We start from the raw sequence: 24,170 nt of genomic DNA, 5'->3' as shown, positions 1-24,170 counted from the left end.
ACCCGAAAAATCGATTCCAATTTCGGGCGGCGGTAGCGCTGCCATGCGCATTGTCGCCCCGGCTTCGCCACATTTTATTCACAGGCCAGAAGCCGGCTTTTGCCGAAGAGTTTCAATACCTAACGGCAAAGAGCAGGTCGCAAATTCCACAATCTCGTCGCATTGCAGCACATTTTCCGCTTGCCTGTGACACAAATGAACCTAGACTCTGTGCATAGCTCTTTAAGAGGAGGCTATGACATGGGACTTACAAGGCCAATCAACGCATTGATGATTTGTGCTGCGTTTGCCTTCATCGGAGCCCTTATTATGGGCTTTCTTCCGTAGCCGCCAGAGCGGGAGGAAGACCAGCACAGAATACTCCAAATCATTGAAAAGGCCGGGTCTTACCCGGCCTTTTTGCATTCACATAGCCATTTATGCAGCAGCTGATCCCGCTGCTTCAGCCTCATGCGAGCGGATGCCGATCATGTGGCAGATGGCGAACGCCAGATCGGCCCGGTTCATGGTGTAGAAGTGGAAATCGCCAACGCCGCGCTCGACCAGGTCCAGCACCTGTTCGGCCGCCACGGCCGCCGCCACCAGCGCATGCGTCTGCGGGTCCTTCTGCAGCCCGTCGAAGCGCTCGGCCAGCCATGCCGGCACCAGCGCGCCGCAGCGCGCCGAGAAATTGGCGACCTGGGTGAAATTGTGGACCGGCAATATGCCCGGCACGATCGGTATGTAGATGCCGGCCCGCCGCGCCCGCTCGACATAGCGCTCGTAGAGATCATTGTCGAAGAAGAACTGGGTGATCGCCCGTGTCGCGCCATTGTCGACCTTGCGCTTCAGCATGTCGATGTCGGTGGCAAAATCCGGGCTCTCCGGATGCTTTTCCGGATAGGCGGAGACCGAGATGTCGAAATCGCCGACACCCTTCAGCGCTCCCACCAATTCGGCGCCGTTGGCATAGCCGCCCGGATGCGGACGGTAGGCGGCGCCCACGCCCTCGGCCGGATCGCCGCGTAAGGCGACGAAGCGGGTGACGCCCATATCGGCGAATTCCTGAATGACCTCATCGACCTCGTGGCGCGCCGCGTCGACGCACGTCATGTGCGCCGCCGGCGTCAGCGAGGTCTCGGTGAGGATGCGCTTGACCGTGCGCGCCGTGCGCTCGCGCGTCGAGCCGCCGGCGCCGTAGGTCACCGAGACGAAGTTCGGCTTGAGCGGCTCCAGCCGGGTGACGGTATCCCACAGCCTTGCTTCCATCTCGTCGGTCTTCGGCGGGAAGAACTCGAACGAAACCCGGATCTTGTCGCCAATGTCGGGGCGGCGGGAAAAGCGGAACTGGTTCATCAGGCGGTTTCCCCCATCGGATAGGCATTGGCTGGTTGCGTGTCGTTGGAAGGATCGGCGATCAGCATGCGCTGGTCACGGCCGAGCCACAGTTTAACGGTGAGCCTGGCCTCGTTGCCGCCGCGCGGCTCGAATTCCTGGCTGTCCTCCATGTCGAGCCCGGCCTCGGAAAACCACTCAGCGATCTGCCGGTCGGAAAAGCCGAGCCGCATATGCGCGTGCTGGTCGCGCAGGAATTCCAGCGCGTGCGGTGCGAAATCAACAATCACCAGCCGGCCGGCCGGGCGCAGCAGCCTTGCTGCCTCGCGGATGGCGCGGGCGGGATCGTCGAGATAGTGCAGAACCTGGTGAATGGTGACGAGATCGAAGGCGTCGCGCTCGACCGGTGGCGCAAAAATGTCGCCCTGGCGCACCTGCGCATTCGAAATGCCGGCCTTGTCGAGATTGGCGCGCGCCACGGTCAGCATCTCGCGCGACATGTCGATGCCGACGCCGCGCCGGTAGAGCGGCGAAAAGATTTCGAGCAGTCGACCGGTGCCGGTACCGAGATCGAGCATCGACTGGAACGGCCGTTTGCCGACGAGCTTGAGCAGCGCGGCCTCAACCGCGCGGTCCGGCACATGCAGCGAGCGGATATGGTCCCAGCTTGCGGCATTTACGGAGAAATATTCGGCGGCGCGATCCTGCCGCTTGCGCTTGACCGCCGCCAGCCGCTCGAGATCACGCTCGACCTGCGGGTCGGCACCCCGGATGCCGGAAACCAGCCGCAGCACGAAATCGCGCGCCGCATCCGAATCCGACAGCCGGAAGAAAGCCCACGAGCCCTCCTGGTAGCGGCCGATCAGTCCGGCCTCCAGCAGCAGCTTCAGGTGGCGCGAGACGCGCGGCTGCGACTGGCCGAGGATTTCGGTGAGATCGGAGACGGTCAGGTCACCGCGCGACAGCAACGCCAGAATGCGCAGCCGGCTGGATTCGGCCGCCGCCTTCAATGTATCTACCATAGTGTCGAGTGCGACATGCATGCGAGCATTCTCTTTGAAAAAGATATAAACATATGTTTATGTCGATTTTGATAAGCTTGCAAGCGCTATGTCGCTTCCGGACAAGAAAATGACGCATGCGTGGCGGAACGCGCAAAACCGGAAGCATGATCGAGGCGAAACCCATGTTCGAGACGCGCGACGGCGAAATGCTTCTGGAAACCGATCCGGCCGATATGCCGCCGGACGGCCATGTCATCTTCATCGGTCGCATCGCCTCCCCCTGGACCACGCGGGAGACTTGCCCCAAGAACATGAAAGCCGCGCGGGAAACGGGACGGCCGGCGGTTCTCACGATCGACCAGCGCTATCGTGACGGCCTGGCTGGCTTGGAACGCGCCAGCCACATCATCGTCCTGACCTGGCTGCACCACGCGCCGCGTCGACTGATCGTGCAGAAACCCCGCCATGCGGCCGAACCGAAAGGTGTTTTTTCGCTGCGCTCCCCTGCCCGGCCGAATCCGGTCGGACTGCATATCGCAAAGCTCGTCGCCCTCGACATCGACACCGGCCGCATCGACCTCGACGCCATCGACGTGCTCGACGGCACACCGGTCATCGACATCAAGCCTTATTTCGCTTCGACCGACGCCTTTGCCGAAGCGACCATGGCCGGACGCGACGAACGATGAGAGCGCCGACCAACCGCCGCCGCGCCATCGCCAAGGCGCTGACTGCGCTTTTGCCGCTGGCGCCCTATGCCGATATGGAAAAGATCCGTGCCGACGCCGGCCGGGCGCATCTGCACAACCTGCCGCCGACGATCGCCGTGTGGCTGGCGACAATCGCCCATATCCGCCATGTGCACACCGACTACGAGAAACTGCTGGCCGAAGGCTATGACCGCGACTCGGCGCGCTTCTTCGTTATGGAGCAGACCAACATTGTGCTGACCCGGTGGCGCGCCACGCGTCTGCTCGACGACGAGGAGGAAGGGTAACAACACCCCTTCAATGGCCCAGCGGCAAGTCGGGCCTGTGTCTTGCACCACCCGCCGTGCCGCTCTATCCCGTCATCTGAACCGGGACGGCCTGACGGAGGACGTGATGAGCAACTCGATCGATCCGCAAGCCAAACCACTGCCGGTGCTCTCCGCCCATCACATCGATCCGCATTCCTATCCGGATGGCGTTGCCTTCCTGGACGGCCAATATCTGCCGATGTCGCAAGCCAAGATCTCGGTGCTGGATTGGGGCCTCCTGCATTCCGACGCCACCTACGACACGGTGCATGTCTGGAACGGTCGCTTCTTCCGTCTCGACCTGCATCTCGATCGCTTCTTCGGCGGGCTGGAAAAGCTGCGCATGACGATCCCGCTCGACCGCGAAGGCGTGGCCGAAATCCTCCACAATTGCGTGGCGCTGTCGGGTCATCGCGCCGCTTATGTCGAGATGCTGTGCACGCGCGGCGCATCGCCGACCTTCAGCCGCGACCCGCGCGAAGCGGTCAACCGCTTCATGGCTTTCGCCGTTCCCTTCGGCTCGGTCGCCAATGCCGAGCAGTTGCAGCGCGGCCTGCACGTTGCGATCAGCGACAAGGTGCGCATCCCGCCGGCTTCGATTGACCCGGCGATCAAGAACTATCATTGGCTCGACCTGGTGCGAGGCCTCTACGACGCCTATGACCGCGGCGCGGAGACCGCACTGATCCTCGATTTCAATGGCAATGTCGCGGAAGGGCCCGGCTTCAACGTCTTTTGCGTGGAAGACGGTAGACTGTCGACGCCGGCTGTCGGCGTGCTGCCCGGCATCACCCGTCGCACCGTCTTCGATCTCTGCGCGGAGGCAGGGCTTGCGGTCACAGCGGCCGATGTCAGCGTCGGGGCACTGCGTCGGTCCGACGAGGTCTTCATCACCTCGACTGCCGGCGGCATCATGCCGGTGACGATGATCGACGGCGCTCCGGTCGCAGATGGCAAGGTCGGCACGATCACCAGGCGCCTCATGGCAGTCTATTGGCAAAAGCACGAGGATCCCGCCTGGTCGACTCCGGTGCGCCATCCCTGACCCATCCCCGGCCGGATGCCGTGGCGCCGACCCTCATCAACAAAATGTGCTCGACCTTGATAGGTGGAGCGTACTTCGTATATGCCGGAAGCGGAGTAGCCTCCGCTTAGACCATGATCACGAACCGAAGTCGGCGCAGCAAAAAGTGGAATCCGGTTTTTCGGGATCATGGTCAGACAAGAACTCACAATCAAAGCCCCGCAAGGGCAGGAACTGGTGGATCATGACACATAAGGTTTGGTTTATTACCGGATCGTCGAAGGGCTTCGGCCGCGTCTGGGCGGAAGCCGCCCTCGCCCGCGGCGACCGTGTCGCGGCGACGGCCCGCAATGTGGGCACGCTTGCCGATCTCGTCGATAGATATGGCGACCATATCGCGGCGATTGAGCTCGATGTCACCGACAAGAAAGCCGTCGATGCCGCGATTGCCGAAGCGCATAAACACTTCGGCAGGCTCGACGTCGTCATCAACAATGCCGGCTATGGCCATTTCGGCGCCATCGAGGAAGTCAGCGAGCAGGAAGCCCGCGATCAGATCGAGACCAACGTGTTCGGCGCGCTTTGGGTGACCCAGGCCGCACTGCCGATCATGCGGGCGCAGCGTTCCGGCCACATCATCCAGATCTCGTCGATCGGCGGCGTTAACGCCTTTGCCTCGCTCGGCCTCTACCACGCCTCGAAATGGGCGTTAGAAGGTTTCAGCCAGGCGCTCAGCCTGGAGGTCGCGGAGTTCGGCATCCACGTGACGCTTGTCGAGCCGGGCGGCTTCTCCACCGACTGGGCCGGGCCGTCAGCCAAAGTCTCGAAGCCGATCGCGGCCTATGAGCCGGCCCGCGCCGCGATGGCGGAACGCCGCAAGCGCTCGGTCGCAGGTGATCCCGCCGCCACCGGACCGGCGATGCTGGCCATTGTCGACGCCGCCGAGCCGCCGCTGCGGGTGTTCTTCGGTGACGGCGGCCTGCCGATGATCAAACAGGAATACGCCAACCGCATCGCGCTCTGGGAAAAGTGGGACCACGTGTCCGACATAGCGCAGGGCGCAAACAAGAACCGCAAGGCCGCTTGAGGTCGATCAGACAATCCGGCTGCGCCGCCCTATAGCGGCGTAGCCGTCAGGCCACGCCCCTATCCTCGATAAATCCACTGCTCCGGCACGCGCACCGATATCTCCTCGCCTGCCGCGATGCGGCCTGGTTTTTCCACCCAGGCGACGAGGCCGCGCAACCGCTTTGCCGCCTTCGGGAACAGCAGCGCGCCGGCCTCATGGTCGGCCATTCCGGCATTTTCGGCAACCGAGCGGCCGGCGATACGGCAAGGTCCGTTCTGCCCGTCGACTTTGACAGTGACGCCGCCCTTGAAGAACATAAGCGTGCCGGACGGCAGCATGGAGAGATGCGGCAGCCCTTCGATTAACAGGTTGGCGCCGATCCATTCCGGTTTGATCTCCGCGATACCCATCCGCTGGGCAACGATCGCCAGCTCGTCCGCCGCCACAACAGACAATTGCCGCTCGTTGCGCATCTCGGTGCCGCGCGGATACCAGGGTTCGCGACCGCCGGAGCGCCGCGTGATGCCAGCGTGGAAATCGCCATCGATGCCGTCGAAGCCGAGCCGCAACTCATCCACCGGGCGCGTCTCGAAATGATCCGATGGCGCGACGTAAAGCGCGGACACCTGCGCAGCGAGTTTTCGCGCCGGGATGATTTCGACCGGATTTTCGGCCTCGCGGAAGAGATCCGGCATGGGCTTCATTCCTTGCATGATGCGACGCAATTAGCCGGAGTGAGCTCATCAGGTCCAGTCCAAAGCACTGATGCTCCGATCAACGAGACTGATGCGATTATACCGGCGCCTTCCAGTGCTGGTGCCGTTCGCGCCAAAGCAGATCAGAGCATGCGCAACAGCGCCCCGCCAATCGAATAGCCGGCGCCGAAGGCGCAGAGCAGGCCGTAGTCGCCGGCCTTCATGTCGGCGTGGTTCTCCGACAGCGCGACGATCGCGCCGGCGCCGGCGGTGTTGCCGAGGCGCTCCAGCACCATCGGCGCGCGGTCATGGCCGACCTCGTGGCCGAACGACAGCTTCAGGATCATGGCGTTCATGCGGGCATTTGCCTGATGCAGCCAGAAGCGCCGGATCGCCTGCGGCGTCAGCCCATGCTCGGCCAGGAACTCTACGATGAACTTGTGCCCGGCGACGGTGACTTCCTTGAACACCTTGTTGCCGACCTGCTTGATCAGATTGCCTTCCAGATTGATCATATACGGATCGTCCTGGGCAGTGCGGGTGTGGTAGCCGAGATTGGTGCGGATATTGTTGGACATCTGCGTCCAGGTGCGCGTGTCGAGCACCTCGAAACGTCCCGGCCGCTTGTCGCCCTGGGCAAGCCCCTCCACGACCATCGAAACAGAAGCATCGCCGAAGATGAAATGCGTCTGCCGGTCGCGGAAGTTGAGATGGCCGGTGATGATCTCGGGCGTCGTCACCAGCACGCGCCTGTGGGCGCCGGCCCGCACCAGATTGACCGCGATGTGCAATGCTGCCGCCGCCGACGAGCAGCCAAGCCCCATGTCGAAGCCGGCGCCCTTCGTGCCCATCGCCTCCTGCATCTCGATGGCGATCGCCGGATAAGGCCGCTGGTGATGCGAGGCCGAGCAGATCACCAGGTCGATATCCCCAGGCTCCAGGCCGGCATGGTCGAGCGCTTTCCTGGCGGACGCGATGCCGAATTCGGCCTCCAGCGACAGCGCGTCGTCCGGTCGCGCCGGAATGCGCGGCGCCATGCGGGTCGGGTCGAGAATGCCTTCCCGCTCGATCACATGGCGGGTCTGTACGCCCGAAGCATGGACGATGAAGGCACTGTCCGATTTCTGCAGCAGCGTCTCGCCCGAGGCCTGGCGGCGGACATTCTCCATTTCGACCCAGGCATTGAAGCTGTCGACCAGTTCTTCGTTGGTGATCGAAGGCTCGGGGATTTCAACGCCAATGCCGCTGATGATGACGCGATGCATTTCCAGTCCGTCCCCATGCGCAGGCGTTGCGGCTTCAATTGGCGCCGCGAGAGCTCGGCGCAACATCTTTCGCACCTAGCCAGTTTATGCCGGCTTAAATCAAGTGCCTGAGGTAAAAGACCACAATCTTGCACCGCCGAAATGCGCATGGCGGCAAAACCGGGTCAAGCGCAGCCGGGCACTGCCTCTCGGTGTGGCTAAGCGGAGCGCCGCGCGACGATGAAGAGGCGGGGAAAGCGCAGCAGCACCTTGCCGTTCGCCGTCTTAGGATAGGCTTGCGCGATCTCCGCCGTGTAGCGCTCGAGGAAAAGCCGCCGCTCGTCCTCGTCGAGCGGATCGAGGAACGGCTTCAGCCCGGTCGACTTCAGCCATTCGACGATGGCCCCGGCATCGGCCAGCGGATGATTGTAGGCGGTGTGCCAGATGTCGAGCCGGTCGGAGAACGGCGACAGAAGATCGTAATAGAACGACACCGGCGGCAGCGGCCCGCGCGCAGCAGTCTTGAGCCTTTCGGCAAACGGCATTTCGGCGGCCGTCTCCCGCATCAGCCGGTGCGAGGGCTCGCCCATATTGTCGGGCATCTGCACGGCAAGCGCGCCGCCCGGCGCCAAGAATCCCATCAGCCGCCGGAAGATCGCCGGATGCTCCGGCAGCCACTGGAACACCGCATTGGCAAAGATCACGTCGACCGGTTCGGCCGGCTGCCACGTCGCCGCGTCCGCCAGCTCGAAGGTGACACCGGGCAGACGTGCCCTCGCCTTCTCGATCATATCGGGCGAGGTGTCGAAACCGCTGACCTGGGCGCCCGGCCAGCGCTCGACCAGCAATTCGGTCGAATTGCCCGGCCCGCAGCCGATGTCGACCACCCGGCGCGGCGCCTCCACCGGCACCTGCGCCACGAGATCGCGCGACGGCCGCGTGCGCTCGTCCTCGAATTTCAGATATTGGGCGGCGGACCAGTCAGCCATCTCAGCTCCTCAGATCATTTGAGAATTCGCCGCGCCCGATGAGCCCCTACCGTGTCAGCCGCTTATACGTCATCCTGTGCGGATTGACGGCATCCGGGCCGAGCCGGCGGATCTTGTCCTGCTCGTAATCCTCGAAATTGCCCTCGAACCACTCGACATGGCTGTCGCCCTCGAAGGCGAGGATATGCGTCGCCAGCCGGTCGAGGAACATGCGGTCGTGCGAGATGATGACCGCGCAGCCGCCGAAATTCTCCAGCGCGTCTTCGAGCGCGGCCAGCGTTTCCGTATCGAGATCGTTGGTCGGTTCGTCGAGCAGCAGCACATTGCCGCCGGTCTTCAGCATCTTGGCCAGATGCACGCGGTTGCGCTGGCCGCCGGAAAGGTTTCCGACCTTCTGCTGCTGATCGCCGCCGCGGAAATTGAACGACGCGCAATAGGCGCGGGTGTTGGCTTCGAACTTGCCGAGCTTGACCACTTCGGCGCCGCCCGAGATTTCTTCCCACACGGTCTTGGTTGGGTCGAGTGCGTCGCGGCTCTGGTCGACGTAACCGAGCTTGACCGTCTCGCCGATGCGGATCGTGCCGGCATCCGGCTTTTCCTGGCCGGTGATCATGCGGAACAGCGTCGTCTTGCCGGCGCCGTTCGGGCCGATGACGCCGACGATGCCGCCGGGCGGCAGCTTGAATGACAGGTCGTCGATGAGCAGCGTGTCGCCAAAGCCCTTCGACAGGCCGTCGACCTCGATCACCACATTGCCGAGCCGCTCGCCATGCGGAATGACGATCTGCGTGTCGCTCGGACGCCGCTTGTCGGCTGCATCCAGCAGGTCCTGGAACGCCTGGATGCGCGCTTTCGACTTTGTCTGCCGGGCTTTCGGGCTGGACTGGATCCACTCGCGCTCGCGGCCGATCGCCCGCTGGCGCGCATCGTCCTCGCGGCCCTCCTGCTTGAGCCGCTTGGCCTTGGCTTCGAGATATTTGGTGTAGTTGCCCTCATAGGGAATGCCGCGGCCACGGTCGAGCTCCAGGATCCAGCCGGTGACATTGTCGAGGAAGTAGCGATCGTGGGTGATGATCATCACCGCGCCCGGATAGGCGCGCAGATGCTTTTCCAGCCACGCCGTCGTCTCGGCGTCGAGATGGTTGGTCGGCTCGTCGAGCAGCAGAAGGTCGGGCTGGCGCAGCAGGAGCTGGCAGAGTGCGACCCGGCGGCGCTCGCCGCCCGACAGCTTGGTGACGTCGGCGTCCTTGGGCGGACAGCCCAGCGCTTCCATCGCCATCTCGACCTGCTGTTCGAGATCCCACAGGTTCAGCCGGTCCATCTCGTCCTGGAGCTTGGCCGACTCGTCCGCCGTCTCGTCGGAATAGTTCATCATCAATTCGTTGTAGCGCTCGATGATGGCGGTCTTGGCGGCGACACCTTCCATGACGTTCTCGAACACGGTCTTGTTCGGATCGAGCGCCGGCTCCTGCGCCAGATAGCCGACGGTCGCGCCTTCGGCCAGCCACGCCTCGCCGCTCCACTCCTTGTCGATGCCGGCCATGATCTTGAGGATCGTCGACTTGCCGGCGCCGTTAGGGCCGAGGATGCCGATCTTGGCGTCGGGATAGAAGGACAGATGGATGTTCTCGAGCACCTTCTTGGTGCCATAGGCCTTGTTGAGGCCGGCCATGTGATAGATGAACTGGCGTGCCACGCGCGCTTTCCCTGAAAAAGTCGACTGGAATGTCGGATTGAATGGAAGTTGCGCGCTATGTAGGCGATGCAGCGCCGAACGGCAAACTGTTTTGCCGCTTCAATCCTGTCGCCGGGCTAGAAGCACTTATTGAGGTGGCGACGTTTTCGGTTCGTCGCATAGCCCGGCGAAAGCTCCGGTTAACCATTCCGCGTCAAAAAGGTGCGGATGGGGAATCGCCGGTAAGCCGCGATTTCTGCAGAGAGATCGGATCGACGGCGTTGCTGAACAGTTTCCTGCTCCTTGCCGAAGCGGTCCTCTATTTCGGCGTCATGGTCACGCTTTTCCGGTTCAGGCACCGCATCGGCCTCGGCGTGTTCGTCTGCGCGCTCGGCGTCATGCATTTTCTTGAAACTTACCTTGCCAGCGTCTTCTACGTCGCCCTGCCGTTCGGCATGGTTTCACCAGGTTCCGCCGTGCTGTTTTCCGGCAAGCTGGTGATGCTCCTGCTGCTCTACGTCAAGGAGGATGCGGCGACCGTCCGGCAGCCCATCTACGGCCTGCTGCTCGGCAATGCCCTGATGATCGGGCTCGTGCTGGTCCTGCGCCTGCATGAGATCGCACCGCTTCCCAATGGCAGGCTTCCCGACATCGGCTTCATCGACCAGATGGGCTGGCTGATGGTGTGGGGCACGATTCTGCTCTTCATCGACGCCATCCTGATCATCCTGCTCTACGAAAAGCTTGGGCGTTATCTTCGCAAGGCGCTGTTTTCTCGCATCCTGATCTCCGTCGCCTGCGTGCTCACGTTCGACCAGGCTGGATTTTTCACCGCGCTGCATTTCGTCACCGGCGCGCCGATCGCGGTTTTCTTCGGCGGCTGGTTTGCCAAGATGGGCGCGGCGCTTGCCTACAGCATCATGCTTGTCGCCTATATCAGATGGTTCGAGGCGCGGCAGGTCCCGGCGCCGCGCGGACTGTCCGACATCTTCGACACGCTGACCTATCGCGAGCGCTATGAGGCGCTGGTCAAGCATGTCGGCCGCGACGGACTCACCGGCCTGCTGCACAGGGGACGTTTCGACAGCGACGGCGAAGCCGCCGTTGCAGCCAGCCTGCGAATGGCCAAGCCGCTCAGCCTCTTGATCATCGACGTCGACCACTTCAAATCGATCAACGACCGCTTCGGCCATGCCGAGGGCGACAGGGTGCTGAGGTCCATCGCAGGCCTGCTTGGCGAGATTGTCCCGAGGACCAGCTGTTCAGGATCGGCGGCGAGGAATTCGCCATCCTCTGCTCGCGCCCGCATTCGGTCGCCACGCTGTTTGGCGAAACCATCAGACATGCGGTCAAGGCATCCGCAACCACCAGCCGGTTCGACATCACCGTCAGCGCCGGCATCTCCACCGTCAGCGAGACGACCCGCTGCCTCGCCGATCTTTTCGCACTGGCCGACCAGCGCCTCTACAAGGCCAAATCCACCGGACGCGACCGTGTCGTCGGTGAACCGGGCGGCGAGACCGACGGCCTCGCTGCACGGGCCAGACCGGATCGCGGCCTCGGCGGCTGACGCGAAGCGACGGCCCGGCTCGGCTTGTTACTGGAATCCCACGGGATCGACGAGGCCTTTCGGACAACCGGCATTGTTCGTCGGCACTGACGCCAGCAACAGCTCACTGAGCGAACTGTTCGGCCCGATCGGGCCGGTCAGGCCGAGTGTCAGCTCGCCGATCAGCCGCCTGCCACTCGAACGGTCGTTCAAGCAGGAGACGCGGACCCGCTCGCCGGCGCCGGCGCCGAAGGCGCTGTCGAAAGCGCCGCGGATCTGGTCCGACGTCAGATCCTGACCGGTATTCTGCGTGAAAAGATCACGTATCGGCGAAGCGTTCACCGCGCGCATCAGGGTCAGCGCATCGGAAAAATACTCTTGCTGGCTCTTGCCGTAGCAGGTGCCATGCTTGATCCACTCATGCCTTTCCAAGTCGGATGCGGTGCCCGGCATCACCTGATCGAGCTCCGACCGCGTTTTCGGGTCGAGCTCGACCGCCGGCAGGTCCTGCCAGTGCGCCGGACTGTCGTTGGCCTTGTCGGCCGCTGCCACCTGGCAATAGAAATGTCCGTTCGGCTGCGGCCACAGCCCATGCAAGGTGAAATGCGTCGCATCGAAACCGGCCGCGGTCTGCGCCTTGCATTCGGTCTTGCCGGGCTTGGTTTCGCAAAACGCCGGCTGCCAGCTCAGGGCGAGGACATATTCGGGCTTTCCCGAAGCCGGCGCCGCGGGCTTGTCTCCTTCGGCCGGCACAGGCGCGGCCGGCATGGTTGACGCGCCGCCGCCCGAAACATGGCCGCAACCGACCTTCACCCAGCGGCGCTCCGGATCGACCCCCGGCACGCGGATCATATAGTGCGTGGGGGTGTCCTTGTTGCCGGCCAGAAGCTCATAGCTCTGTCCTGCATCGGTCGAGATGTTGCCGGGGTTCCTGCCGCTCTTGATGGCCTGGGTCGCCGGACAGGAGGCGTCGGCAACGAAGGAGCCGCTCATCCTCACCTCGGCTCGCGCAGCACCCGCCGGCGACACGGCGACAACCGCCAATCCGAAAACAAGACCTGTCCACATACGCATAAAAGTATCCCCGGGCTGAAAAATGCTGCGGCGACAGACTGCCGCTGCCTCTCGGTATCAAATTCTCCATGTCAGAATTGCGAATACCCCACGTTGCGACGCAAGAACACCGCCGCGGAAAACACGGATTGACGCAAAACCGGCATCGGCGCACATAAACTCCGCAGGGGTGAAAAACGCGTTGGAGACGAATCGACAATGTCATTCAGCCAACAGCGCGTACTGCGATCGCCGACCGGCGCCGAGCTCAACCTTTATGTAAAACGCGCCGAGGGCCGCCCGCGCGCCGTTGTCCAGATCAATCACGGGCTGGCCGAGCACGCCGCGCGCTATGTCCGCTTCGCTACCTTTCTGGGTGAGCGCGGTTTCCATGTCTACGCCCATGACCATCGCGGCCATGGCGCCACCAAGGCACCCGACGCGCCGCTCGGCCGGTTCGCTCAATCAGATGGCGGCGCCAAGGTCATCGCCGATGTCGCGGCCGTGCACGATCTGATCGCCGGCGAGCATCCCGGCCTGCCCGCTATCGTCTTTGGCCATTCCATGGGCGGCCTCGTCGCGCTGAATTTCATGCTTCATCATTCGAACCGGCTGCACGCCGCCGCCATCTGGAATGCCAATTTTTCCGCCGGGCTCGCCGGTCGTGCCGCGCAAGTCATCCTGGCCTGGGAAAAATTCCGGCTGGGCTCCGACATGCCGTCGCGCATGCTGCCCAGATTGACCTTCCAGGCCTGGGGCAAGGCCGTCCCCGATCGCCGCACGCCCTTCGACTGGCTGTCGCGCGACGCAGCCGAAGTCGACAAGTACATCGCCGATCCGCTCTGCGGCTGGGATGCCTCGGTGTCGATGTGGCGCGACCTGTTCGGCTTTGTCTTCGACGGTGCCAACGACACCAATTTTTCCGGCGTCCGCAAGACCCTTCCGATCTGCCTGGTCGGCGGCGAAAAGGATCCCGCCACCGACGGCGGCAAGGCGGTCAGCCATCTCGCCGGGCGCCTGCACAGGATGGGCTTTTCGAATCTCGTTTCAAAGGTTTACGCAGGGACCCGCCATGAAAGCTTGAACGAGGTGAACCGGGATGTCGTCATGGACGATTTCGCCGCGTGGGCCGACAGCGTGCTGAAACAAGCCCGATCGAGGGCATGATCGACGTCGGCAGATTGGGTTGGCCTATCGCAAGGACCGTGACAGCGGCGCGCGGGATTGATAGTGCATGTCGCCCAAAAGTGCGCAGCGGTTTTGGGATGACGACATGCAAGGCTGCGCTTCCGACCCATCACGGTGATCCATGACTGAGCCTCCGCTGAAAGGCATCCGCGTAATCGAACTCGCCCGCATCCTCGCCGGACCGTGGGCCGGGCAGCTGCTTGCCGATCTCGGCGCCGACGTCATCAAGGTCGAAAGCCCGGATGGCGGCGACGACACCCGCAAATGGGGTCCGCCCTTCGTCATGAGCCATGACGGCGAAAATCTTTCGGCCGCCTACTACCATTCCTGCAATCGCGGCAAGCGCTCCATATCAGTCGATTTCTCGACGCCCGAGGGCGCCGACACGATCCGTCAGCTGGTCGCGACATCAGACGTGCTGATCGAGAACTTCAAGCTCGGCGGCCTGAAGAAATACGGGCTCGACTATGACAGCCTGCGCAAGATCAACCCGCGGCTGATCTATTGCTCGATCACCGGCTTCGGCCAGGACGGCCCCTATGCGCCACGCGCCGGCTACGACTTCATCATCCAGGGCATGGCCGGCATGATGTCGATCACCGGCGAGGCTGGCCGCGAGCCGCAAAAGGCCGGCGTCGCCATATCAGACATTTTCACCGGCCTCTATTCGGTGGTCGCCATCCAGGCCGCGCTTCGCCATGCCGAGAAGACCGGCGAAGGCCAGCACATCGACATGGCGCTCTACGACACCCAGATCTCGACGCTCGGCAACCAGAACCTCAATTATCTGGTATCTGGCAAATCGCCTGTGCAGATGGGCAATGCGCATATGAACATCGCGCCCTACGAAGTGGTGCCGGTGAAGGACGGCCACATCATCCTGGCCATCGGCAATGACGGCCAGTTCGCCAAATTCTGCGCGGCCGTCGGATTGGACGACCTGCCATCGAACCCCGATTTCGCCACCAATCCCGCCCGGGTCGCCAACCGGGCGAAGCTGCGCGAGCACATCATCGATGCGCTGAAAACCTTCGATCGCGATCCGCTGCTGGTCAAGCTGGAGGCGGCAAGTGTGCCTGCCAGCCCGATCAACACGATCGGCCAGATGTTCGCCGACCCGCAGACCATAGCGCGCGGCATGCGGCTCGACCTCGACGACGGCCATGGCAATCTCTTGCCTTCGGTGCGTGCGCCGATGGTCATGTCGGGCACGCCGCTGGTCTATGAGCGGCCCTCGCCGCGTCTCGGCGAACACACAGAAGAAATCCTTGCCGAACTGGAGAGGTCAGGAAAATGAAGACCGGCGGACAACTGATCGTCGATGCGCTCGAGGCCAACGGCACCGACCGCATCTATTGCGTGCCAGGGGAATCCTATCTTGCGGTGCTCGACGCGCTGCACGATTCGACGATCCGCACCATCGTCTGCCGCCAGGAAGGCGGTGCGGCGATGATGGCCGACTGCCATGGCCGCCTGACCGGCAAGCCCGGCATCTGCTTCGTCACCCGCGGCCCCGGCGCGACCAACGCCTCGGCCGGCATCCACATCGCCATGCAGGATTCTATTCCCGTCATCCTGTTCATCGGCCAGGTCGCCAGCCACGCCAAGGAACGCGAGGCTTTTCAGGAAGTCGACTATGTCAGGTTCTTCGGCGACATCGCCAAATGGGTGGTCGAGATCGACGATGCCTCGCGCATCCCCGAATTCGTGACACGGGCCTTTGCGGTGGCGACGTCCGGCCGCCCCGGCCCGGTCGTCATCTCGCTGCCGGAAGACATGCTGACCAGCCTAGCCGAGGCGCCAGCAGCCCTGCCCCACACGCCGGTCGAAACGCGGCCGGGTGAGGCCGAGCTCGATGCGCTGGAAAAGCGGCTCGCAGAGGCAAAGCGCCCCTTCGTTACCCTCGGCGGCACGCGCTGGGATGCGCAGGCCGTCGCGCGGATGCGGACGATCGCCGAAGCCTGGTCGCTGCCGGTCGGCTGCTCTTTCCGCCGCCAGATGCTGTTCGACCACCTCCACCCGAATTATGCCGGCGACGTCGGCATCGGCATCAACCCGAAGCTGGCCACCGCCATCAAGCAGGCCGACCTCGTGCTGCTGGTCGGCGGACGCATGGGCGAGATGCCGTCGTCGGACTACACGCTGCTGAAGAGCCCCTACCCCGACCAGGCGCTGGTCCATGTCCATGCCGACGCCGGCGAGCTCGGCCGTGTCTACCGGCCGACGCTGGCGATCAACGCCTCGCCATCGGCTTTCGTCGAAGCCTTTGCCGGGCGCAAACCGGCCGCCACGCCGGCATGGGCGGATGAAACACCGAAGCTGCATTCAGCCTATCTCGACTGGTCGACGCCGCCGGAAAGCGGTCCCGGCTCGGTCCAGATGGGGCCGATCATGAACTATCTCGAAAAAATGCTGCCCGACGACGCGATCTTCACCAACGGCGCCGGCAACTACGCCACCTGGGTGCATCGCTTCCACCGCTTCCGCCGCTTCGCCACCCAGGCAGCGCCTACCTCCGGCTCGATGGGCTACGGCACGCCGGCGGCGGTCGCCGCCAAGGAATTGTTCCCCGAGCGCGACGTCATCGCCTTTGCCGGCGACGGCTGCTTCCTGATGAACGGGCAGGAATTCGCCACCGCCGTGCAGTACGATCTGCCGATCATCGTCGTCGTGGTCAACAACGGCATCTACGGCACCATCCGCATGCATCAGGAGCGCGAGTATCCGGGCCGCGTCGTCGCCACCGATCTGCGGAACCCCGACTTCGCGGCTCTCGCCCGCGCCTATGGCGGCCATGGCGAAACGGTCGAGAAGACGGCCGACTTCGCACCGGCCTTCGAACGCGCCCGGGCCAGCGGCAAGCCATCGATCGTCGAGATCAGGCTCGACCCGGAGGCCATCACGCCGACCCGGACGATGACCCAGATAAGGGACAAAGCCTGAGCGCCAACGGCATAGGTCGAGTTCTTCGCAACCTTCGACAGGTCAATTCAGCCATAGTCGCCCTCGGCGACGTTGCGCTACATCGCCTTCTCGATCTGCCCGCGGATCTCCCCGTCCTTGTGGGCCGCGGTGTGGATGTTGACGTAATATTTGCCGGCCATCAGGTCGGCAGCCTGCGCGTCGGTCAAAATCGCCGCCCCCTTGAACGGGCTTTTCGGAGCGCCCTTGAACGGGACGACGACGCCGGCATTTTCACCCTTTGCCGCCGGTCCGTGAATATGTCCGGCCGTCGCCGGCCCACTGAGACCTGAATACGTCACGTTCCAGCTGAGCTGTTTCGTGGCGGTGTTGAAGCCGAGATCGGCCCTGCCTTTGCCCGCCGTGGTGACGGGCGGATTCTGCTGAGCGCCATCGAGCGTCGCCTTCATCTTCATCATGTCGGCCAAGGCCGGTGAAGCGCACAGGATGGAAGCCGAAATGGCCAGCACTGACAGCATCGGCGAGAAGGATTGCATGCGCATGGAAATCTCCGTTATGGCGGTGACATCCGCTGAATCTGGATGCATCGCCACAACGGTTGTGCGAGCCCGATGTTTCCACGCGGTAACGGCGATTTTACGCCCCAGCAAAAAGGGGCGGTCGCCCACCCCTTTTTAAATTGCAGGCCCCGAGGCCCGGTTGATCGCCGCTACTCGATCGCCCTATTTGATGGCCCTACTTGATGGCCTTGTCGGTGATGGCGGTCGTGTAGGCGCCGCTCGGCTCCTTGGTGATGATCTTCTGATCAAGCAGCGCCTTGGCGGTGCGTGCGTAGGTCGCCGGATCGAGCTTGCCGTCGGCGTTGTCGATCAGCTTGGCGACTTCACCCATCATGCGCTTCTGGTGGTTCTCATCCTGGCCGCCATTGTCCATGACGATGCCGGCCGCCTCGTCGGAATTGTCGACGGCATATTTCCAGCCCTTCATCGAGGCGCGCACAAAACGCACCATCTTGTCCTCAAAGGCCGGATCCTTGAGCTTGTCCTCCAAGGCATAGAGCCCGTCCTCAAGCAGATCGTTGCCCATGGCCGAGTAGTTGAACACGATCAGTTCTTCCGGCTTGTAGCCGGCGTCGATGAGCTGCCAGTATTCGTTGTAGGTCATGACCGAGATGCAATCCGCCTGCTTCTGGATCAGCGGCTGCACGTCGAAACTCTGCTTCAGCACGGTGACGCCGTCCGGGCCGCCCTCGGTCTTCAGGCCGAGCTTGTTCATCCAGGCGTAGAACGGATATTCGTTGCCGAAGAACCAGACGCCTAGCGTATGGCCCTTGAAATCGGCCTCGGTCTTGACCGGGCCGTCCTTCGGGCAGACCAGCTGCATGCCGGCCTTCTTGAACGGCTGGGCGATATTGACCAGCGGCACGCCCTTTTCGCGCGCGGCCAGCGCGCCGCCCATCCAGTCGACGATAACGTCGGCGCCGCCACCGGCGATCACCTGCTCCGGTGCGATATCGGGGCCGCCCGGCTTGATCTCGACGTCGAGGCCCTCTTCCTCATAGAAACCCTTGTCCTTGGCGACGTAGTAGCCGGCGAACTGGGCCTGCGTGACCCATTTCAGCTGCAGCGTCACCTTGTCCGCAGCCATCGCCTGAAACGCGGCAAGCGACATCGCGCCGGCCAGCATCGAAACAACAAGTCTTTTCATGCTTTTACCCTCTGGAGTTAAGTGTTCACCCTTTAGGATCAGGAGCTATCGATACGCTCCTGATTCCAAACCCGCCACCGCCCTATCCACCACGGACGGAGGGATGCCAAAACGTGACGGCTCTCTCGAAAAGAGCGACCACGCCATAAAAGACCGAACCCGCAAGTGCTGCAACCGCGATTTCGGCCCAGACCATATCGATGTTCATCCGCCCGACTTCCGTCGAAATCCGGAATCCCATGCCGACCACCGGCGTGCCGAAGAACTCCGCGACGATGGCGCCGATCAACGCCAGCGTCGAATTGATCTTCAGCGCGTTGAAGATGAAGGGGGCGGCCGCCGGCAACCTGAGCTTGAACAGCGTCTGCCAGTAGCTCGACGCATAGGTACGCATCAGGTCGCGCTCCATATGGCCGGAGGCGGCAAGCCCGGCGACCGTGTTCACCAGCATCGGGAAGAAGGTCATGATGATGACGACCGCCGCCTTCGACTGCCAGTCGAAGCCGAACCACATGACCATGATCGGCGCCACGCCGATGATCGGCAGCGCCGAGACCATATTGCCGATCGGCAAAAGCCCGCGCCGCAGGAACGGTACGCGGTCGGCCGCGATGGCGGCGAGGAAGCCGGCACCGCTGCCGACGATGTAGCCGAAGATCACCGCCTTGAAGATGGTCTGCCGCACGTCGGCGGCCAGCACCGGCAGCGAATTGGCGATGCGCGCGCCGATGGCGCTTGGCGGCGGCAGCAGGATAAAGGGAATACCCGCGCCGCGCGTCACCGCCTCCCAGATGATCAGGATCCAGGCGCCGAAGATCGCCGGGATGATCAGCCTCAAAGCGTTCGCCGCCCAGCGCCAGGTCGGGTGCATTGCCGACAGGACGCCGACGCAACGCCAGGCGAGCAGCCAGGCTGCCGCAAGCAGCAGAAAGAACGGCGCCAGCGCCGTGCCTTCGAAACCATTTATGCCGCTGATCAACAGCCAGGCGATCCAATGCGCACCGACGAACAACACCACTGCTTCGATGACTGGCGGTATCCTGATCATCGAGACCAGTGCAGTGACGACAAGCAAGCCGAACATCAGCCCTTTCGTGCCGAGATAGGGATAGCCTACGCTTGACGCAGGTTGCGCCAGTGCGGCGGCCTCCGGCGCCGACATGGCGCCAAGCGCAGCCGCGATCATGCAAAGCACGATTGCAGTTACCGCTTGCCAGGACGGCTTCAGCCAACTCATGCCGGCCTCCCGCCCATGGCGCGGTCGACGAGGCGTCCGGCAATGCCGACCACCATCACCAGCAGGGCCGCCACCACCGACCCGGCAACCAGCGCCGACCAGATGTCGATCGTCTGGCTGTAATAGGCACCGGCAAGCAACTTGGCGCCGATGCCGGCGACGGCACCGGTCGGCAGTTCGCCAACGATGGCGCCGACGAGGCTGGCGGCCACCGCGACCTTCATCGAGGTGAACAGGAACGGCACCGAAGCCGGCACGCGCAATTTCCAGAAGGTCTGCGAAAGGCTGGCATTGTAGGTGTGCATAAGGTCGAGATGGGTGATCTCGGGCGAACGCAGCCCCTTCACCATGCCGACGGCCACCGGGAAGAACGACAGATAGGTCGAGATCAGCGCCTTCGGGATCAGCCCGGTGACGCCGATCGCCGCCAGCACGACGATGATCATCGGTGCCACCGCCAGGATCGGAATGGTCTGCGAGGCGATGATCCAGGGCATCAGGCTGCGGTCGAGTGTCGCCACATGGACGATGCCGACGGCAATCACGATGCCGAGCGCGGTGCCGAAAGCGAAGCCGAGCAGCGTCGAGGACAGCGTCACCCAGGCATTGTAGACAAGGCTGCGGCTCGAGGTGATGCTGCGAAGAAAGGTATTCTCGAAGAAATTCACCGCCACCTGGTGCGGTGCCGGCAGCGTTGGCTTCGGCTGCGACATCGTCTTGCCGATGAATTCCACGACGCCTGGCGTCTCGTTGGCGCGGCGGTCGAGGTCGCGCTGGAACGGCGCGTTGAGGATGACCGCCATAATGTACCAGACCACCACCACGCCCAAGAGGATCGAGGTCACCGGAACGAGCTTGTCTCGAAAGGAGTCCATCTAACAGGCCCCGCGCGGTTGGCACACGCTCTGCGTAACGCCAGAGGATGACCGCGTTTTCGTCATCCTAGGGCGGAGCGGTCGCGAAGCGGCGCGCGTAGAGGGAGCGGACAACCATACCCTCGTCATCCTAGGGCGAAGCAAGGAGCGAAGCGACGCGGCGCAGACCCTAGGATCCATGCCGTTACCTCCCCGCCCCGCAACGGTGCGGAATAATGCTCCCGATGTGAGGAGGGTTGCCGCTCGTCCCGCACACTTTCTGAACCGCTTGTGCGCTTCGGCCAACGTCACGGCATGGATCCTAGGGCCTGCGCAGGCCGCTTCGCGCCTGCTCCGCCCTAGGATGACGAAGGCATGGTTGGCCGCTTCTTCGTTAGGCGAAGCCGGAATCCTGTCCACAGCCTCAATCATCATAGCTGTGCCCTGCCCTGAGGCCATCACGAACACGCGCTGCGATCGCCAGGAACTCCGGCGTCTCGCGAATGTCGAGCGGCCGCTGCTTAGGCAGCGTCGATTCGATAACGTCGCTGACGCGGCCCGGACGCGGCGACATGACGACGATCCGCGTCGAGAGATAGACCGCCTCGGGAATGGAATGGGTGACGAAGCAGATGGTCTTGTTGGTTCGTTCCCACAGTTCCAGAAGCTGTTCGTTGAGATGGTCGCGCACGATCTCGTCCAGCGCGCCGAATGGCTCGTCCATGAGGAGAAGATCGGCGTCGAAGGCCAGCGCCCGCGCGATCGAAGCGCGCTGCTGCATGCCGCCGGAAAGCTGCCAGGGATATTTCTTCTCGAAGCCGGAGAGGTTGACGAGGTCGAGGGTGCGCTTGATACGCTCCGCCTGCTCCGCTCTGGACAGGCCCATGATCTCCAGCGGCAGCGCCACATTGCGATCGATCGTGCGCCAAGGATAAAGTGCCGCTGCCTGGAAGACATAGCCATAGGCACGGTTTTCGCGCGCCTGCTCAGGCGTCACGCCGTTGACGGAGATAGTTCCCGAGGTCGGCTTCTCGAGATCGGCGATAACCCGCAGCAAGGTCGTCTTGCCGCAGCCGGATGGCCCGATGAAGGACACGAATTCGCCCTTGCCAATGGTCAGATCGACATCCGACAGCGCCTGCACCGGACCGTCACTGGTCTGGAAGGTCAGGCCGAGCTTGCTTGCCGAAACGACGGCTGGCGATGCTCCCGTCATAGGCCGCAGCCTGCCTTCTTGTGCCACTGCCGCGCCGGCCGGAAGCCGGTTGATCTTTTCTCGATGTTGCTTTCCACTTACCCCGTCCTATCCGACTGAGAGTTCCCACTCGATCGAGAGTTTCCCCGATGCCGCCCAAACCCACTTGCCATCTTATCCGCCCTGAAAGCTCTTATGAAGGCAAGCAGGGACTGAGTTATTTCGCCGGCATCGCCGCCGAGACGGTCGGCTCTTCCGGTATCTGCATGCATTTGCTCACCATGCCGCCCGGCGCTCGCGCCAAGGCGCATATGCACGAAAGCCATGAAACGGCGATCTATGTGCTCTCCGGCGAGGTCCATACCTGGTATGGCGACCGGCTCGAGCAGCAGATCGTGGTCAAGGCCGGCGACCTCTTCTACATTCCCGCCGGCGTGCCGCATCTGCCGGCCAATCTGAGCGGCAGCCCGGCCTCGGCGGTCATCGCCCGCACCGATCCCAACGAACAGGAAAGCGTCGTCCTGCTGCCGGAACTGGATGGACTGGTCGCCTGAGGTCGGCATCGACGGAGAGGCCGTCATCGGCACCGTCACGAACATGATTTCAGCGGTCCTATCTCTTCAAGCCAGGGAATGGTCACGAAGAAACCATCCGCACCCTTGTTGGTGACCTTGACGGTCTCGGTCGTCGTTCCCTCTTCGCCCTCGGCGAAACAAGTTGAGCTCATCGACTGCGTACCAGGCGTCGTTATCAATTGCTGTGCGAACCGGCAGCCGCTGCCATAGGTTTCGATGCCGTCGGCGGTCAGCACGACATATTCATCGCTGTCCTGATAACCGAGCCGTACACCGGCACAACCGACATCATTGCCATAGGAACCGGCCAGGACCTCAGCCGTTGCCGGACCGGCGGCAATGGTCGCCACCACCAGTGAGACGATCGCTGCCGGGTTAGCCAAGCTCACACCCCGGTCGCCGGAATGCCTGTGCGTTCCACCTTGCGCGGCGCGGAAATTTCCTTCCAGGTCGACAGCGCCCGGTTAACCGCGGCATTCGGCTCACGACCGACGAACTCACCATGGCCGGGCTTCGCCTTGACTTCGCTTTCCTCGATCGACAGTTCGCCGCGCGAGAACACGAAGCGCGGCAGGCCGGTCACCTCGAAGCCCTCGAAGACATTGTAGTCGATCACCGATTGCTGCTTCTTGGCCGTGATCTTCTTCTTGCGCTTCGGGTCCCAGACGAGGAGGTCGGCGTCCGCACCTTCGACGATGGCGCCCTTCTTCGGATACATGTTGAGGATTTTCGCGATGTTGGTCGAGGTCACCGCGACGAACTCGTTCATCGTCAGCCGGCCGGTATTGACGCCGGTCGTCCACAGCATCGGCAAGCGGTCCTCGAGCCCGCCGGTGCCGTTCGGGATCTTGGTGAAGTCGCCGACGCCGTTGCGCTTCTGTTTGGTGGTGAAGGCACAATGGTCGGTCGCCACCACTTGCAGCGATCCGGCCTGCAGGCCGGCCCACAGCGAATCCTGATGCAATTTGTTGCGGAAGGGCGGGCTCATAACGCGCCGCGCCGCATGGTCCCAGTCCTTGTTGAAATACTCGCTCTCGTCGAGCGTCAGATGCTGGATCAGCGGCTCGCCGAAGACGCGCATGCCTTTCTGGCGCGCCCGGCGGATGGCTTCGTGGGCCTGCTCGCAGGAGACATGGACGACATAGAGCGGCACGCCGGCCATGTCGGCGATCATGATGGCGCGGTTGGTCGCCTCGCCTTCCACTTCCGGCGGGCGTGAATAGGCGTGCCCTTCGGGGCCGTTATTGCCGGCGGCCAGCAGCTTCTGCGACAGTCCGGCAACCACGTCGCCATTCTCGGCATGGACCAGCGGCAGCGCGCCGAGATCGGCGCAGCGCTGGAACGACGCATACATCTCGTCGTCGTCGACCATCAGCGCGCCCTTGTAGGCCATGAAGTGCTTGAATGAGGTGATGCCCTTGTCGACGACGGTGGCCATCTCGTCGAACACCTGCTTGCCCCACCAGGTGATCGCCATGTGGAAGGAATAGTCGCAGGACGCCTTCGAGGTCTTGTTGTCCCACATCTGCAAGGCTTCGAGCAGCGACTGCTGCGGCGCCGGCAGGCAGAAATCGACAACCATCGTCGTGCCGCCGGCAAGGGCGGCGCGCGTACCGCTCTCGAAATCGTCGGCCGAATAGGTGCCCATGAACGGCATTTCGAGATGGGTGTGCGGATCGATACCGCCCGGCATCACATAGCAGCCGGTGGCGTCGAACTCGTGGTCGCCATGCAGGTTGGAGCCGATGGCGACGATCTTGCCGTGCTGCATCAGCACGTCGGCCTTCCACGTGCGGTCGGCGGTGACGATGGTGCCGTTTCTGATGACTTTGGTCATTTTTGTTGTTCCCCTATTTTC

General features: G+C 63.1%; 22 protein-coding genes and 1 pseudogene. 9 read left to right on the top strand and 14 right to left on the bottom strand.

All coding sequences use genetic code 11. The annotated features are described in order from the left end of the window. Positions 1–417: 417 nt before the first annotated feature. Entirely contained in the window at positions 418–1,335 is a 918-nt protein-coding gene (gene metF / locus E5X88_RS09595) for a methylenetetrahydrofolate reductase [NAD(P)H] (RefSeq protein ID WP_292160693.1), read from the bottom strand. After that, positions 1,335–2,357 carry a metalloregulator ArsR/SmtB family transcription factor gene (locus E5X88_RS09590; RefSeq protein ID WP_292160691.1) on the bottom strand — a complete coding sequence of 341 codons (1,023 nt, stop codon included), beginning with the start codon at positions 2,355–2,357 and terminating at the stop codon, positions 1,335–1,337. The genes metF and E5X88_RS09590 overlap by 1 nt, the downstream gene beginning before the upstream one ends. A gap of 143 nt (positions 2,358–2,500) precedes the next feature. Between E5X88_RS09590 and tsaA the strand changes: the two genes are divergently transcribed. The 4 genes from tsaA (at position 2,501) to E5X88_RS09570 (ending at position 5,447) form a co-directional block, all read left to right on the top strand. Next, positions 2,501–3,007, top strand: a complete 507-nt coding sequence (gene tsaA, locus E5X88_RS09585) for a tRNA (N6-threonylcarbamoyladenosine(37)-N6)-methyltransferase TrmO (RefSeq protein ID WP_292160688.1) — start codon at positions 2,501–2,503, stop codon at positions 3,005–3,007. Next, a complete protein-coding gene (locus E5X88_RS09580) occupies positions 3,004–3,315 on the top strand; it encodes a DUF2293 domain-containing protein (RefSeq protein WP_292160686.1) in 312 nt (103 codons plus the stop codon). Before tsaA ends, E5X88_RS09580 begins: the two co-directional genes overlap by 4 nt. 106 nt (positions 3,316–3,421) lie before the next feature. Continuing rightward, complete coding sequence (locus tag E5X88_RS09575) at positions 3,422–4,381, top strand: D-amino acid aminotransferase (RefSeq protein WP_292160684.1); 960 nt, start codon at positions 3,422–3,424, stop codon at positions 4,379–4,381. A 223-nt stretch (positions 4,382–4,604) separates the two neighbouring features. After that, the gene (locus tag E5X88_RS09570; RefSeq protein WP_292160682.1) at positions 4,605–5,447 is read left to right on the top strand and encodes an SDR family oxidoreductase; all 843 of its coding nucleotides are present in this window, start codon (positions 4,605–4,607) and stop codon (positions 5,445–5,447) included. A 59-nt stretch (positions 5,448–5,506) separates the two neighbouring features. On the opposite strand, the gene E5X88_RS09565 is transcribed toward E5X88_RS09570, so the two are convergent. The 4 genes from E5X88_RS09565 to ettA all read right to left on the bottom strand — a co-directional run bounded on the left by E5X88_RS09565 (position 5,507) and on the right by ettA (position 10,053). Beyond that, complete coding sequence (locus E5X88_RS09565) at positions 5,507–6,124, bottom strand: MOSC domain-containing protein (RefSeq protein WP_292160680.1); 618 nt, start codon at positions 6,122–6,124, stop codon at positions 5,507–5,509. 143 nt (positions 6,125–6,267) lie between these two features. Further along, positions 6,268–7,389: a beta-ketoacyl-ACP synthase III gene (locus E5X88_RS09560; RefSeq protein WP_292160678.1), complete on the bottom strand. Its 1,122-nt coding sequence runs from the start codon at positions 7,387–7,389 to the stop codon at positions 6,268–6,270. Positions 7,390–7,586: 197 nt separating this feature from the next. Continuing rightward, positions 7,587–8,357, bottom strand: coding sequence for a trans-aconitate 2-methyltransferase (gene tam / locus E5X88_RS09555; RefSeq protein ID WP_292160676.1), 771 nt, complete (start codon positions 8,355–8,357; stop codon positions 7,587–7,589). Between the two features lie 46 nt (positions 8,358–8,403). Next, positions 8,404–10,053, bottom strand: a complete 1,650-nt coding sequence (gene ettA, locus E5X88_RS09550) for an energy-dependent translational throttle protein EttA (protein WP_292160674.1) — start codon at positions 10,051–10,053, stop codon at positions 8,404–8,406. A gap of 260 nt (positions 10,054–10,313) precedes the next feature. On the opposite strand from ettA, the pseudogene E5X88_RS09545 reads away from it, so the two are divergent. Then, positions 10,314–11,602 (top strand): annotated as a pseudogene (locus E5X88_RS09545) (GGDEF domain-containing protein). A 27-nt stretch (positions 11,603–11,629) separates the two neighbouring features. Here E5X88_RS09545 and E5X88_RS09540 read toward each other — a convergent pair. Then, the gene (locus E5X88_RS09540; protein ID WP_292161031.1) at positions 11,630–12,649 is read right to left on the bottom strand and encodes a ribonuclease; all 1,020 of its coding nucleotides are present in this window, start codon (positions 12,647–12,649) and stop codon (positions 11,630–11,632) included. Between the two features lie 204 nt (positions 12,650–12,853). On the opposite strand from E5X88_RS09540, the gene E5X88_RS09535 reads away from it, so the two are divergent. From E5X88_RS09535 to E5X88_RS09525, 3 genes are all read left to right on the top strand, one after another. Then, positions 12,854–13,801, top strand: coding sequence for an alpha/beta hydrolase (locus tag E5X88_RS09535; RefSeq protein ID WP_292160672.1), 948 nt, complete (start codon positions 12,854–12,856; stop codon positions 13,799–13,801). 142 nt (positions 13,802–13,943) lie between these two features. After that, positions 13,944–15,119, top strand: coding sequence for a CaiB/BaiF CoA-transferase family protein (locus E5X88_RS09530; protein WP_292160670.1), 1,176 nt, complete (start codon positions 13,944–13,946; stop codon positions 15,117–15,119). Beyond that, positions 15,116–16,765 carry a thiamine pyrophosphate-binding protein gene (locus tag E5X88_RS09525; protein WP_292160667.1) on the top strand — a complete coding sequence of 550 codons (1,650 nt, stop codon included), beginning with the start codon at positions 15,116–15,118 and terminating at the stop codon, positions 16,763–16,765. The genes E5X88_RS09530 and E5X88_RS09525 overlap by 4 nt, the downstream gene beginning before the upstream one ends. Positions 16,766–16,842: 77 nt before the next feature. On the opposite strand, the gene E5X88_RS09520 is transcribed toward E5X88_RS09525, so the two are convergent. The 5 genes from E5X88_RS09520 to E5X88_RS09500 all read right to left on the bottom strand — a co-directional run bounded on the left by E5X88_RS09520 (position 16,843) and on the right by E5X88_RS09500 (position 21,758). Next, complete coding sequence (locus E5X88_RS09520; RefSeq protein ID WP_292160664.1) at positions 16,843–17,286, bottom strand: CHRD domain-containing protein; 444 nt, start codon at positions 17,284–17,286, stop codon at positions 16,843–16,845. Between the two features lie 193 nt (positions 17,287–17,479). Further along, on the bottom strand, positions 17,480–18,451 hold the full coding sequence (locus tag E5X88_RS09515; RefSeq protein WP_292160663.1) for an ABC transporter substrate-binding protein: 972 nt from the start codon (positions 18,449–18,451) through the stop codon (positions 17,480–17,482). Positions 18,452–18,533: 82 nt separating this feature from the next. Next, complete coding sequence (locus E5X88_RS09510) at positions 18,534–19,688, bottom strand: ABC transporter permease (RefSeq protein WP_292160661.1); 1,155 nt, start codon at positions 19,686–19,688, stop codon at positions 18,534–18,536. Then, entirely contained in the window at positions 19,685–20,563 is an 879-nt protein-coding gene (locus tag E5X88_RS09505; RefSeq protein WP_292160659.1) for an ABC transporter permease, read from the bottom strand. Before E5X88_RS09505 ends, E5X88_RS09510 begins: the two co-directional genes overlap by 4 nt. A 403-nt stretch (positions 20,564–20,966) precedes the next feature. Next, positions 20,967–21,758: an ABC transporter ATP-binding protein gene (locus tag E5X88_RS09500; RefSeq protein WP_292160657.1), complete on the bottom strand. Its 792-nt coding sequence runs from the start codon at positions 21,756–21,758 to the stop codon at positions 20,967–20,969. Between the two features lie 128 nt (positions 21,759–21,886). On the opposite strand from E5X88_RS09500, the gene E5X88_RS09495 reads away from it, so the two are divergent. Continuing rightward, positions 21,887–22,291, top strand: a complete 405-nt coding sequence (locus E5X88_RS09495) for a cupin domain-containing protein (protein ID WP_292160655.1) — start codon at positions 21,887–21,889, stop codon at positions 22,289–22,291. Between the two features lie 35 nt (positions 22,292–22,326). Here E5X88_RS09495 and E5X88_RS09490 read toward each other — a convergent pair whose 3' ends face one another. Both E5X88_RS09490 and hydA read right to left on the bottom strand, forming a co-directional pair. Next, positions 22,327–22,701: a hypothetical protein gene (locus E5X88_RS09490; RefSeq protein WP_292160653.1), complete on the bottom strand. Its 375-nt coding sequence runs from the start codon at positions 22,699–22,701 to the stop codon at positions 22,327–22,329. Continuing rightward, positions 22,698–24,149, bottom strand: coding sequence for a dihydropyrimidinase (hydA, locus tag E5X88_RS09485; RefSeq protein WP_292160651.1), 1,452 nt, complete (start codon positions 24,147–24,149; stop codon positions 22,698–22,700). Before hydA ends, E5X88_RS09490 begins: the two co-directional genes overlap by 4 nt. Positions 24,150–24,170 lie beyond the last annotated feature (21 nt).

The organism is Mesorhizobium sp. (assembly GCF_004962245.1).
In the GTDB taxonomy this organism is placed as follows: Bacteria; Pseudomonadota; Alphaproteobacteria; order Rhizobiales; family Rhizobiaceae; genus Mesorhizobium.
The sequence above is the reverse complement of the archived record's forward strand: the minus strand, read 5'-3'. Positions and strand labels throughout refer to the sequence as shown.